We start from the raw sequence: 12,890 nt of genomic DNA on the forward strand, positions 1-12,890 counted from the left end.
TTCAGTCCTGGTCGGTATGCTCGACACGTATAGCCGAAATCGAATGACGGCCGTCTGAAATGAAGCCTTCGGCCGCCATGCCGCAAGAGGCAAATTTTAGCCTGATCGGGCGTTTCGGCAATTGCCCTTGCTGGCGCGTCTGGCTGCAGCGCGGCCGTGATTCGGGCGGGCTTCGGCGTTGCGGGGGGAATCCGGATGCCCCAGGCAGGGACGTCGGACGGTCTTCGCCTTACGGCTTGCTGGCGGGTTGCATGACCTGCCGCTCGACGAGACCCAGACGTCCGGGCAGCGAGCCGGCGCGCAGCAACATGGCAACGCTGTTGGCCTCTTCCAGGGTGAAGTTGCCGGAAATCTGGCCGGAGCCGCCGGTGATGGGCTCGCGGATCACGGGGGCGGAGATCACCTTGTCGTCGAGCGCGATGGCAAAGGGCATTCCGACGTTTTCTGCGGTGAGGTGGGCGAAGCGCCGCGCACCGCGGCCATTGAAGCGGAACGAGGCGATCGGCTCCTTCGTTTCGCCAGCAAATCCTGGTCCCGCATAGCTGATGTCGTTGCCGTCGAGCACGCTGGCCTTGACCAGATAGGGAAGCTTGTCCTTGAAGCCGAGCATGATTTCGGTGCCTGCCGGAGGCGTGCCGGATTGCGCCTGCTCCGCCGACATCGTGACATCGATTAGGCGGAAGCTGATCTTGACCTTCTTGGCGAAGATCGCGGTGATGCGCTCGGGCTCCATCATGCCCGGTATGAAGATGCGGATGCGGTCCGGTCCTTCGCCCTGGACGCTGGCCGGCGTGACGCCGGCGTCCTTGAGGCGCTGCTCGATCATGGCGATGGAATCCTCGACGAGATCGCGCAGCCGTGCGGCGGATGCGGCATCGGTCGGCGCGAGCCTGATCAGCCCGTCGCCGGCGTCGGTCACGGCGAGCGCGTGCGTGGGCAATCCCTCCGCCGCCGAGGCGAGCTTGCGCGTGAGGAGATCGCGGCCCTTCGCATCCGCGATCTTGACGTCGACGCCGCCGTCGCGGATCGCAAGGCCGGAGAAGGCGATCCGGCCCTCGCGCAGGGTCTTGTAGACATCGTCCCGCAGGTCGGTGACGATCGCCTCCCGCAGGGCGTCGCTGTCCACCTTGTAGACGATGCGCGATCCGCCCAGCTTCTCCATCTTGTCGGTGATCAATGCCGCGACCTTGGCGCGCATCTTGTCGAGCTGGCTGTCCGCGGCGAATGTCGCGGAGGGCAGCGCAATTGCGGATGCGATGGCGAACCCGGCGATCAGCCGTGTGATGCGGTTCCGCGGGGGCGTTGTCATGATGACCTCAGGTCTTGCGGCAGGGCGCTGGCGCGCGAAATCAGTGCCAGTTCTTGGTCCCCCGACCGGCCGCGCAGGTTCAACCGGCGCAGGCGCCAGGCAATGGACGAACGCCAAATCATCCATCATTCGGTCCGCGCTCGGCCGACCATCGGTCGAGGCCTCGCCGTACCAAAACGCCAAAAAGACGGTGCGAGGACATGCATCTGAGGGAGGACGGAATTCCATGGCGGGTATCCACGCGCTCGATCGGCTCATCGGCAACGACTATCCGGATCTCTCGACGGACGCGGAGGTGCGCGCCTTCGAGCAGGTTTCTTATGCCGACCGCATTGCCGCCGAGAGCACCTATGACGCGATCAGGCTGGGCGCCGCGCGCGATCCGGATGGCGCGGCAATCCAGTTCCTGCAAAACGCCGATCCCGCCGACACGCCGGTCGTGGTCACGTACCGCGATTTCATCGCGCGCGTCACGCAGGCCGCCAACATGTTTCACGCGCTCGGCGCGGAGAAGGGCGACGTCATCAGCTTCATGCTGCCGCTGGTGCCCGATGCCTTCGTGACGCTGTTCGGCGCGGAGGCCGCCGGCATCGCCAACCCGGTCAATCCGCTGCTCGAGCCGCACCAGATCGCGGAGATCCTGGAGGCTGCGAACACCAAGATCCTGGTGGCGCTCGGGCCGATGCCCGGCACTGACATCTGGCAGAAAGTCGAGCAGATCAGGCCGCAACTGAAGCACCTCAAGGCGATCGTGCAGGTGTTCGGCGGCGGTGATCCGTCGAAAGGCATCTTTGCATTCGGCGACCTGATCAAACAGCAGCCCTCGGACCGGCTCATCAGCGAACGCAAGATTCTCGGCAGTGACATCGCCGCCTATTTCCACACCGGCGGCACCACAGGCACGCCGAAGCTGGTGCGGCACACCCATACCAACCAAGTCTATCAGGCCTGGGCGCTCAATCTGCTGCTGAAGGCGAAGCCGGGCTCTAATCTGCTGTTCGGTATGCCGCTGTTTCACGTCGGCGGATCGTTGACGCAGGTGCTGCTGACGCTGTCGAGCGGCGGCTCGCTGGTCGTGCTGTCGCCGAGCGGCTGGCGCAATACGAACGCGGTGAAGAACATTTGGCAGCTCGTCGAGCGCTTCAGGCCCGAGGCGCTGTCGAGCGTGCCGACGGTGCTTGCCGCCACGCTCGCGGTGCCGCCGGGCGATGCCGACATCTCCAGCCTGAAATATGCGGCCGGCGGCGGCTCGGCAATTCCCGTCGCCGTCGGATCGGCGATCCAGGACAAGCTGAAGCTGCCGGTGGTCGAGGTCTACGGCATGACGGAGACGTCGAGCGTGCACACGCTGGCCTATCCGTCCCGGCCGATCCGGCTCGGCTCGGTCGGCCTTCCCATGCCGTATGCGCGCGTGCGCGTCGTGCAGCTCGATGCCGATGGCCGCCTCATCCGCGACTGCGCGCCTGACGAGATCGGCGTCGTCATCATGGCCGGGCCCGGCGTGTTCGGCGGCTATCTCAACGACGAGCACAACAAGGGTGCTTTCGTCGACGAGGTCTGGGTCAATTCCGGCGATCTCGGCCGGCTCGACGCCGACGGCTATCTTTGGATCACCGGCCGCGCCAAGGATCTCGTGATCCGCGGCGGCCACAACATCGATCCGGCGCCGATCGAGGAGATCATGTTCGGACATCCCGCGGTCGGCTTCGCGGCGGTGGTTGGCCAGCCCGACGCCTATGCCGGCGAATTGCCGGTGGGGTATGTGCAATTGAAGTCGGGCGCGACCGTCGAGCCGGGCGAGCTCGAAGCCTGGGTGCGCGAGCGCACGCCAGAGCGCGCCGCCGTTCCGGTGCAGGTCATTCCGATCAATCCGATGCCGGTGACGGGTGTCGGCAAGGTGTTCAAGCCACAGCTGCGCTGGGACGCGGCGGAGCGCGTGTTCACCAAGGTGCTGGCGCCGCTGGTCGAACGCGGCATCGATTGCAAGGTCAAGGTCGGAGCCCATGGCAGCCACGGATCGATCGCAACCGTGACGCTCGCCGGGCTGCCGCCGGATCAGCGCGAAGTGGTTGCGGGCGAGGTGCACGCGTTGCTTGCACCCTTCGTGATGCGCCACGAAGTGGTGCAGGCGTAGGGGCCTCGACAGACGGCGGGCGTCAGCTGGGAAAGCGGGTGACGCTTCGCCGCATTATCCTTACCCCCGTTAGATCGGGTTATGTGACAGGTATCACATAGGAAGAATTAGCAATCGGCGACGCTAGCGAATAGTCTCAGGAAATTGCATCCGGGGGGACGCAAGTGATTCCGTTTCGGCTATTTGCATTGTTGATATTGACGATGGGTCTTGTCTGCGGTCCGGCGCATGCCGACCGGCGGGTGGCGCTCGTGATCGGCAATTCTGCCTACAAGAGCGCGCCGAAGCTGAACAATCCCGTCAACGATGCCACCCTGGTCGGCGGCATGTTCAAGAAGGCCGGCTTCGATTCCGTGGATGTGAGGCTGGATCTCAGCGCCAGCGAGATGCGGCGCATGCTGCGCGAATTCGCCGGCAGGTCGCGTGATGCGGAGATGGCGGTGATCTATCACGCCGGTCACGGCATCGAGCTCGACGGCAACAACTATCTCATCCCGACCGATGCGACGCTGGAGACCGACGGCGACGTTCTCGACGAGACCATTCCGGTTGAGCGGGCATTGTTCGCGGTCGAGCCGGCCAAGCAGCTGCGCCTGATCATCCTGGATGCGTGCCGCGACAATCCGTTCGCGAAGACGATGAAGCGTACGCTGGCTTCGCGCGCGATCGGACGGGGCCTCGCCAAGGTCGAGCCGACCAGCCCCAACACCATGATCGCCTTCGCGGCAAAAGCCGGATCGACCGCGTCCGACGGCGATGCCCGAAACAGCCCGTTCGCTGCCGCCCTGGTCGAGCATCTGCCGAAGCCCGGTCTCGACCTGCGCAAGGCCTTCGGCTTCGTGCGCGATGACGTGTTGAAGACGACCGGTTACAAGCAGGAGCCCTATGTCTATGGCTCGCTCGGCGGCGACGACGTGCCCCTGGTCGCCGTCAAGCCGGCTGCGACCGGTCCGCAGGCGAACCCACAGGACGCCGTTCGCAGGGACTACGAACTCGCGCTCCAGCTCGCCACGCGCGACGGCTGGGAAGCGTTCCTGGCGCAATATCCTGATGGCTTCTACGCCAACCTCGCCAAAGGGCAGTTGAACAAGATCGCTGCCGAAGAGACGCGCGCTGCGGCCGAACAAAAGGCCAAGGCGGCCGAGCACGAAAAGGCGAGGCTGATTGCCGAGCGCGCCCAGAAGGCCGAGCAGGAGAAGGCGTCCGCGGCGGCCAAGGCCGCCGAGGACGCTCGGATCGCCGCGGAGAAGCAGAAACAGATCGAGCAGGCGAGAGCTGAAGCGGCCGAGCAGCAGCGCAAGATCGCCGAGGCGGCCGCAGCGAAGGCACTGGCTGAGAAACAGGCGGCGGAGAAGGCCAAGGCCGAGCTCGCTGCAAAGCAGGCGGCGGAGAAGGCGGAGCAGGCCGCTGCAAAGCCGGCCGCCGATCGGCAGCTGCCCGAAGTCGAGAACCAGAAAGTGGCTGCGCTCTCGCCCGGGTCCACATCCACCTTGTCGGCGGCCGAGCTTTCCAAATCCGTACAGAGTGAATTGCGCCGCGTCGGTTGCTTGAGCTCGTCTGCTGAGAGCGAGTGGAGTTCGACCGCGCAGCGCTCGCTGACGCTGTTCAACAAATATGCCGGCACCAAGTTCGACGTAAAGCTCGCCAGCTTGGATGCACTCGATGCGTTGAAAGCAAAGCCCGGACGCGTCTGCCCGCTAGTGTGCAATTTCGGCTTCAAGGCCGACGGCGATCAATGCGTGAAGATCACCTGCCGTTCAGGCTATCGCGTCGGCGACGACAACGAATGCGAGAAGATTCCGGAGAAGAAGCCGGTTGCGACGCGCGAGGAGTCGCGGAGACGCGATGCTGACCGGAGGGCAACCGAAGCGGCGCCGCCCAAGCCCGAGGCGAGTGGGCAGATCATTTGCAGTTCGACCGGCTGCCGCCCGGTGCAAAAAGGATGTCGGCTCGTCAGCGGGGTCATCCCTGGCAGGGTTAGCTCGAACACCGCCACCGGAGGCTCTTACGAGGTGTGCAACTAGCCGTTCCTGACCGATGGTTTCCATGCAGTGCATCAAGGCCCACAGCCAATGTGCGTGAATATTGTTCGATCTTTCTGCGTTTTGATTGTCGCAGCTTTCGTGACTTGCGCGTCGGCGCAGGCCCAGAAGCGCGTCGCGCTCGTCATCGGAAATTCGGCCTACAAGAGCGTGCCGAAGCTAGCAAATCCGGCGAACGATGCGGGCTTGATCGGCGGCACGCTGAAGAAGGCCGGCTTCGATGCGGTCGATGTTCGGCAGGACCTGAGCGCCCCCGAAATGCGCAAGGCGCTGCGCGAATTCGGCACCAGGACGCGGGATGCCGATGTCGCGGTCATCTACTACGCCGGCCACGGCATGGAGGTCGACGGTACCAACTATCTGATCCCGACCGACGCCGCGCTGGAGACCGATACTGACGTCTACGACGAGGCGTTGCCGATCGATCGCGTGCTGGTGAGCATCGAACCTGCCAAGCAGCTTCGGCTGGTCATCCTTGATGCCTGCCGCGACAATCCCTTCGCCAAGACGATGAAGCGCACGGTGGCTTCGCCGCGATCGGACGCGGGCTTGCCAAGGTCGAGCCGACCACTCCGAACACGATGATCGCGTTCGCGGCCAAGGCCGGCTCGACGGCGTCGGATGGCGGCGACTCGCGGAACAGCCCGTTTGCGGTGGCATTGAGTGACCATCTGCCAAAACCGGGGCTCGATCTGCGCAAGGCGTTCGGCTTCGTGCGCGACGACGTGCTGAAGAGCACGGGCAACAAGCAGGAGCCCTTCGTGTATGGCTCGCTGGGCGGCGATGACGTGCCGCTCGTTCCCGCCAAGCCCGTTGCGACCGGTCCGCAAGCCAACCCGCAGTCCGAGCTCCGGCGAGATTATGAACTTGCACTCCAGCTCGGTACGCGGGACGGCTGGGAAGCGTTCCTGGCACAATATCCCGAGGGCTTCTATGCCAATCTCGCCAAGGGCCAGTTGAACAAGATCGCCGCTGAGGAGACGCGTGCCTCAGCCGAACAGAAGGCCAAGGCGGCCGAGCACGAAAAGGCAAGGCTAATTGCCGAGCGCGCCCAGAAGGCCGAGCAGGAGAAGGCGGCCGCGGCGGCGAAGGCCGCTGAAGAGGCGCGGATCGCCGCGGAGAAGCAGAAACAGATCGAGCAGGCGAGAGCGGAAGCGGCCGAGCAGCAGCGCAAGATCGCCGAGGCGGCCGCAGCGAAGGCCTTGGCCGAGAAGCAGGCGGCGGAGAAGGTTAAGGCCGAGCTCGCTGCCAAGCAGGCCGCAGAGAAAGCGGAGCAGGCGGCAAAGCCAGCCGCCGACCGGCAGCTGCCCGAAGTTGAGCACCAGAAAGTGGCCGCGCTCTCGCCGGGGCCGACATCCACATTGTCGACGGCCGAGCTTTCCAAATCGGTACAAAGCGAATTGCGCCGCGTCGGGTGCCTGACGGCGTCTGCGGAGAGCGAATGGAGTTCGGCCGCGCAGCGCTCGCTGACTCTGTTCAACAAATATGCCGGCACGCAGTTCGACGTGAAGCTCGTCAGCGTCGATGCCCTCGACGCGCTGAAGGCGAAGCCGGGACGGGTCTGCCCGCTGGTGTGCAACTTCGGCTTCAAGGCCGACGGTGATCAATGCGTGAAGATCACCTGCCGCACCGGCTATCGTGTCGGCGACGACAACGAATGCGAGAAGATCCCGGAGAAGAAGCCCGTGGCGACGCGCGAGGAGTCGCGGAGGCGTGACACCGATCGAAAGCAGAGTGAGGCTGCCCCGTCGGCACCGCAAGCTTCGGGACAGATGGTCTGCGGTGCCGCGGGATGCCGGTCGGTCGCAAAGGGATGCCGTCTCGGAACGACGAAGCTCAATAACGGTGTCAGCGTCACCACCGAGGTCTGTAATTGAGTGTGTATCGGCACATTGCCTTCATGATCTTTGCGAGCCTGCTCGTTTGCAGCCCGGCGCTCGCGCAGAAGCGCGTCGCGCTCGTGATCGGAAATTCCGACTACAAGAACACGCTGCGGCTCACCAATCCCGTGAACGATGCCGCCCTGATCGGCGACATGTTCAAGAAGGCCGGCTTCGATGCGGTCGACGTCAAGACAGACCTGAACGCCTCCGAGATGCGGCGGACGTTGCGTGAGTTTGCCGGCAAGGTCCGCGATGCCGACATGGCGGTCATCTACTATGCCGGCCACGGCATCGAGCTGGATGGCAACAACTACCTCATCCCGACCGATGCGATGCTGGAGACCGACGGCGACGTCCTCGACGAGACGGTTGCACTCGAGCGTGCGCTGTTCGCCGTCGAACCGGCGAAGCGGCTGCGTCTCGTCATCCTCGACGCCTGCCGCGACAATCCCTTCGAAGCGCATGGTGGCCTCGCGCGCGATCGGACGAGGTCTGGCCAAGGTCGAGCCGACCAGCCCGAACACGATGATCGCGTTCGCGGCCAAGGCGGGATCGACGGCGTCCGACGGCGATTCCCGCAACAGCCCCTTCGCCACGGCGCTGGCCGAGCACCTGCCGAAGCCCGGGCTGGATTTGCGCAAGGCGTTCGGCTTCGTGCGGGACGACGTCTTGAAGAGCACTGGGAACAGGCAGGAGCCCTTTGTGTACGGCTCGCTCGGCGGCGACGACGTGTCGCTGGTGCCGGCGAAGCCGGCCGCCGTCCCAGGGCCGCAGGCCAATCCGCAGGACAGCGTGCGCAGGGACTATGAGCTCGCGCTTCAGGCGGGCCTGCGCGAGGCCTGGGAAGCTTTCCTGCAGACCTATCCGGACGGCTTCTACGCCAACCTCGCCCGCGTGCAGCTCAAGAAGATTGCGGCCGAGGAAGAGCGCATGGCGGCGACCGAGAAGGCGCGGCTGGCCGAGCAGGAAAAGGTGAAGCTCGCCGCCGAACGTGCCCAGAAGGCGGAGCTGGAAAAGGCAGCGGCCGCGGCCAAAGCCGCCGAGGATGCGCGGATCGCCGCGGAGAAGCAGAAGCAGATCGAACAGGCGAGGGCGGAAGCGGCCGAACGCGAGCGCAAGGCGGCCGAGGCGGCAGCAACCAAGGTGCTTGCGGAGAAGCAGGCGATCGAGAAGGCGGCGGCTGAAGCTGTGGCGAAGCAGGCGGCGGACAGGCTGGCCATTGAAGCCGAGAGCAAGAAGGTCGCAGCGCTGTCGCTGCCGCCGAGTGCCCCGCCGCCCGCTGACGTGCCGAGATTGGTTCAGCTCGAGCTGCGCCGCGTCGGCTGCTTGAAGGGCGAGGCTAATGGGGATTGGAGCGAGACGGCGCAACGGTCGCTCTCGCTGTTCAACAGATACGCCGGCACCAGGTTCGACGCGAAGCTTGCCAGCGTCGATGCGCTCGATGCGCTCAAGGCGAAGCCTGGACGGGTCTGCCCGCTGATCTGCAATTTCGGCTTCAAGGCAGACGGCGATCAGTGCGTGAAGATCACTTGCCGCGCCGGCTATCGTCTCGGCGACGACAATGAGTGCGAGAAGATCGAGCGGAAACCCGTCGCGCGCCAAAGTCCTCAAACCGGGGATCGGGATCGGAAGAGTGCCGAGACGGGGCCGGCCAAGCCGCAAGCCTCCGGACAGATTATCTGTACATCGAGCGGCGGCTGCCGGCCGGTCGGCAAGGGATGTCGCCTCGAAAGCCATCCCGGAGGTGTGGGGCAAAGAGAGATATGCAATTGACCGCGTTTCCGTAAGGAACGCGTGGCTCATCAAGTGGGCCGGCTGAGCCAATCCACGTCCTTGCCTTCACTAGACGCAGTCCTACGACAACATGCGCGGCTATTGCGAACGCGCTGGTCGACGGAATCAGCAAGAAGAATGCTGTGGTCCCTGCCGAAGGCCACGTGTCTCCGTGGAAATCAAAGAGGTGGATCAGGCCAATAGTCTGGCTCCAGCGCTACCGGCCGGACCATGCCTCGCCGCTACCCGCGGATCGCCGCATTGGCCTGCGCGGCCGCGCGCGTCATCGCATCCTTTGCGGATTTCGCCCCCGCTGACTACCTCGTTGACCCCAATCATGAAGGCGTCGAGGATCAGTTTCGATTGCGGGTGGAAGAGAATTGCCTTGGCGCGGTCGACATCTGCATTTTGCAGGTTGGTCAGTGCCGCCGTGGCGGCCTCCGAGCCGAACGCCGTCTTGAAGCCTTCGCTGGACCATGCCGACACGCGTGTCGTGGCCAGCCCCGCTGCGGCTGTCCGTAGCGAAGTCGGCCTGCTCGTTGCCCAGAGCAGGAACAGGAAAGCAGCCCGCTTGTTTCGTGATTTGGAATTGATGCAGGCCTGCCAGTGCGACATGAAGGGAACGGGGGCGCGCCCCGCCAGACGCGGGAAAGCTGCATAGCCGGCGTGGCTGGCCACGCGGCTCTTCGCCGGATTGGAGATGTCGGTCGCGAAGTTGCTGCTGTCGATTGCTATTGCCGTCCTGCCTTGCAGGAAGTCATCGAGCACGTGGTACCATTCATAGCTGCCGGCGCCGAAAGGTCCGGCCTGGTTCAGCAGCTGTCCATACATCTCGACGGCCGCAATCGCATCCGAGCTGTCAAAAGCGGCCTTGTTGTCCTTGACCATGGCTCCGCCGTACGAGAACACGAAGCCCAAGGCTGGTGGGCAGGAATTGAAGCTCGCCTGGGCCCGCATGGCGATGCCCGACACCTCGCTGGTCTTGACTGCCCTGGCCGTCGCAAGCAACTCGTCGAATGTCCGGGGAACTGGCAGGTTGCCGGCTGCCAGCGCATGCTTGTTGATGAAAAGGGTCATCGCCTCTGAGGTGATCGGGATGGCGTAGCGTTCTCCATCCGACCACAGCGGGAATGCCCGGGCCGTCTTGAGCAGGTCGTCCTCGTCATACCATGCGATATCGGTCAGCGATCTGTTGAGATAGTAGTTGTTCAACGGCTCGAGCCATCCTGCCTAGATGCCTTGACCATAAGTAGTGAACATGAAGACGTCGGGCGTAGTGCTGCCGCGGGCGAGCCTGATCGGCAGGGCGCCCATGTACGTCGTCTCCAACTGGAAATCGGCATCGACTGTGATGCCGGTGAGACTGGTGAACCCCGGCAGGAGTGGAGTGATCGCGTTCGACCAGGGATGGATCGCACCTGCGAGCGTGATCGTCTGCCCCGCAAACTGTTTCCAGTCGATCGACGCGTTGGCGAAAGCCGCAGAGAGATCCTGGGCAAAACTCCCGCGCGGCAGCGCAGTCAGAGCGGGCACGACCGCGCCGGCCGCCCCCAGCATCTTGATGAAACTGCGCCGGCTCGCCGGATTGGGATGGCCCGATGAGCTTCCAACCTGAGCCATGTTGATGCTCCTTGAATGAACCAAGGGCATGCATCCATAGCACGCCCGCGAGGCTGCTCCCCTGCGACATCGCGGCTCTGGCTCTGGCGCGGTCCGGTGAATGTCGGGTTCCCGACCTCCCTATCCATGCTATTGTCCTATCGTGCTCTGGCATCGGCGTCAGAACACGCGGTCCACACGAGCATCGAAGACCCCACGGCCAATGTCCGTCCCTGTTCGGGCTCTGCGTTTGCGACGGCTTGCTCGTCCGCTGGTTCTGGCGGTCGTGACGTTGATGACGCTGTTTGCCGCGACCGCAATTCTCGGCCTGCAGTATTGGCAACAGCGGCAGTCGACTCATCAAGTGGTCGGGCACAGCCGCCAGGTTCTCGAAACCCTCGATCGGCTGCGGGCCATCATCGCGGAACTGGAGGCCCAACGGCGCGGGTATCTGATGACCCTCGACCCGACCTATCTCAAGGCCTACGGCGTCTCAGACGAAGGTGTGCGGCGAGAGGCGCAGGCGCTTCAGGGGCTAGTCGTGGACGACCCGTTGCAGACTCTGCGCGCGCAACATCTGGCACTGACCGTTTCGGCGAAGCTGCGTGAGATCGACGAGATGGTGAAGACGGCCGGCACCTCGGGGCTGGCGGCGTTGGCGATGATTCGCAGCATGGATGAGATCCGTTCGCAAATCGACCAGATGGTGGATCACGAGCGCTTTCGGCTCGCTGACCGAGAGGCGCGCGCCGAAGCATTCGAGGAACGCTGGGCCTGGCTGATCGCCGGCGCGGTCGTCCTCGTCGTCGCGCTGGCTGGAGCTGCGCTGGCGCTCGCGCGGCTGGAAGCGAAACGGCGCAGACAGGCCACCGAGGAGAACATCCAGCTCCAGAGTGATCTTGCAGCGCGCGATATCAAGATCCGGCGCCTGTTCGATGCCAACATCATCGGCATCATCATCTGGGAAGTCGAGGGGCGCATTCTCGAGGCCAATGATGCGTTCCTGCGTGTCGTGGGGTACGACAGGGAGGATCTCGTCTCAGGCCGCGTGCATCGGACCGACCTCACGCCGCCGGAATGGCGCGAGCGCGACCGGCAAACCGTGGCGGAGCTGAAGCGGGGCGGGACGGTCCAGCCATTCGAGAAGGAGTACGTGCGGAAGGACGGCAGTCGTGTGCCCGTGCTGATCGGCGGGACCATGCTCAGGGAAGGCGGGGATCAAGGGGTGGGCTTCGTCCTTGACCTGACGGCCCTCGAGCGGGCGGAGGGCGAAGCTCGCGAGCACGAGCGGCGCTACCGTGAAGCACTGTTGGAGCTCGCGCACGCCAATCGGGTGACCACGATGGGGCAACTCACGGCCTCGATTGCCCATGAAGTCAACCAGCCGATCGCGGCCATCGTGGCGAGTGCCGAGGCCGGGGTGAACTGGCTGGGCGCGCAACCGCCCAATCTGGCGCGGGTTCGACAGACGCTCGACTTGATCGCCGGCGACGGCATGCGGGCCGGCGACATCATCGGCCGCATCCGGGCACTCATCAGGAAAGCGCCCCCGCAAAAGGAGCATATCGAGATCAACGAGGCGGTGCTCGAGGTCCTCGCGCTGACCCGTAGTGAAGCGTTGAAGAACCGCGTCTCGGTGCGAACGCAACTTGCCGAGGGCTTGCCGCCTATTCAGGCTGATCGGGTTCAACTTCAGCAGGTGATGCTCAACCTGATTGTCAACGCGGTCGAGGCGATGGCCTCGGTCGACGAGGGGGCGCGCGAATTGCTGATCAGCACTGGCAGGGACGCATCGAACCACGTGCATGTCACCTTGCGGGATTCCGGTCCGGGCTTGGATCAGAAGAACGTGGAGTGCATGTTCGAAGCCTTCTACACCACCAAGCCGACGGGCATGGGGATGGGCCTCGCCATCTGCCGTTCGATCATCGAGGCGCATGGCGGGAAGATGTGGGCGGGGGCAAACGAGCCGCGCGGCTCCGTCTTTCAGTTCACCCTGCCTCTCGCGTCAGACGAGACGGCCTCCGGTCTGCTGGAGGCGGATACGGAGACGGGCCTGCGCTCGGCTGCACGATGATGGACATGTAGCCGGATAGGCGCAGCGACATCCTGACTTGCTGCAACGCGAGGGCTGTCCCCGGGGGCCTCTG

6 protein-coding genes and 2 pseudogenes are annotated in these 12,890 nt (G+C 64.5%); 5 read left to right on the forward strand and 3 right to left on the reverse strand.

Annotated features, from left to right (window positions below; genetic code table 11):
* Positions 1 to 229: 229 nt before the first annotated feature.
* Complete coding sequence (locus SE91_RS09835; RefSeq protein WP_061847464.1) at positions 230 to 1,309, reverse strand: SecDF P1 head subdomain-containing protein; 1,080 nt, start codon at positions 1,307 to 1,309, stop codon at positions 230 to 232.
* Positions 1,310 to 1,535: 226 nt separating this feature from the next.
* Here SE91_RS09835 and SE91_RS09840 point away from each other — a divergent pair, with 226 nt between their 5' ends.
* From SE91_RS09840 to SE91_RS09855, 4 genes and pseudogenes are all read left to right on the forward strand, one after another.
* Positions 1,536 to 3,443: an acyl-CoA synthetase gene (locus SE91_RS09840; protein ID WP_061847467.1), complete on the forward strand. Its 1,908-nt coding sequence runs from the start codon at positions 1,536 to 1,538 to the stop codon at positions 3,441 to 3,443.
* 203 nt (positions 3,444 to 3,646) lie between these two features.
* Positions 3,647 to 5,467, forward strand: coding sequence for a caspase family protein (locus SE91_RS09845; RefSeq protein ID WP_061847468.1), 1,821 nt, complete (start codon positions 3,647 to 3,649; stop codon positions 5,465 to 5,467).
* Between the two features lie 48 nt (positions 5,468 to 5,515).
* Positions 5,516 to 7,362 (forward strand): annotated as a pseudogene (locus SE91_RS09850) (caspase family protein).
* 23 nt (positions 7,363 to 7,385) lie between these two features.
* Positions 7,386 to 9,141: pseudogene (locus SE91_RS09855) on the forward strand (caspase family protein).
* A gap of 192 nt (positions 9,142 to 9,333) precedes the next feature.
* Here the strand turns inward: SE91_RS09855 and SE91_RS09860 are convergent.
* Together SE91_RS09860 and SE91_RS37560 are read right to left on the reverse strand one after the other, a co-directional pair.
* Entirely contained in the window at positions 9,334 to 10,353 is a 1,020-nt protein-coding gene (locus tag SE91_RS09860; protein ID WP_245318415.1) for an ABC transporter substrate-binding protein, read from the reverse strand.
* Between the two features lie 18 nt (positions 10,354 to 10,371).
* The gene (locus tag SE91_RS37560) at positions 10,372 to 10,761 is read right to left on the reverse strand and encodes a twin-arginine translocation signal domain-containing protein (RefSeq protein ID WP_245318417.1); all 390 of its coding nucleotides are present in this window, start codon (positions 10,759 to 10,761) and stop codon (positions 10,372 to 10,374) included.
* A 202-nt stretch (positions 10,762 to 10,963) separates the two neighbouring features.
* Between SE91_RS37560 and SE91_RS09865 the strand changes: the two genes are divergently transcribed.
* Complete coding sequence (locus tag SE91_RS09865) at positions 10,964 to 12,817, forward strand: ATP-binding protein (RefSeq protein ID WP_061847470.1); 1,854 nt, start codon at positions 10,964 to 10,966, stop codon at positions 12,815 to 12,817.
* Positions 12,818 to 12,890 lie beyond the last annotated feature (73 nt).

This window comes from Bradyrhizobium sp. DOA1 (assembly GCF_001593325.1).
GTDB lineage: Bacteria > Pseudomonadota > Alphaproteobacteria > Rhizobiales > Xanthobacteraceae > Bradyrhizobium.

Coding starts and splice junctions, on each gene's coding strand:
- SE91_RS09835 (WP_061847464.1), bottom strand. CDS start 1,309: ATGACAACGCCCCCGCGGAACCGCATCACACGGCTGATCGCCGGGTTC.
- SE91_RS09840 (WP_061847467.1), top strand. CDS start 1,536: ATGGCGGGTATCCACGCGCTCGATCGGCTCATCGGCAACGACTATCCG.
- SE91_RS09845 (WP_061847468.1), top strand. CDS start 3,647: ATGGGTCTTGTCTGCGGTCCGGCGCATGCCGACCGGCGGGTGGCGCTC.
- SE91_RS37560 (WP_245318417.1), bottom strand. CDS start 10,761: ATGGCTCAGGTTGGAAGCTCATCGGGCCATCCCAATCCGGCGAGCCGG.
- SE91_RS09865 (WP_061847470.1), top strand. CDS start 10,964: ATGTCCGTCCCTGTTCGGGCTCTGCGTTTGCGACGGCTTGCTCGTCCG.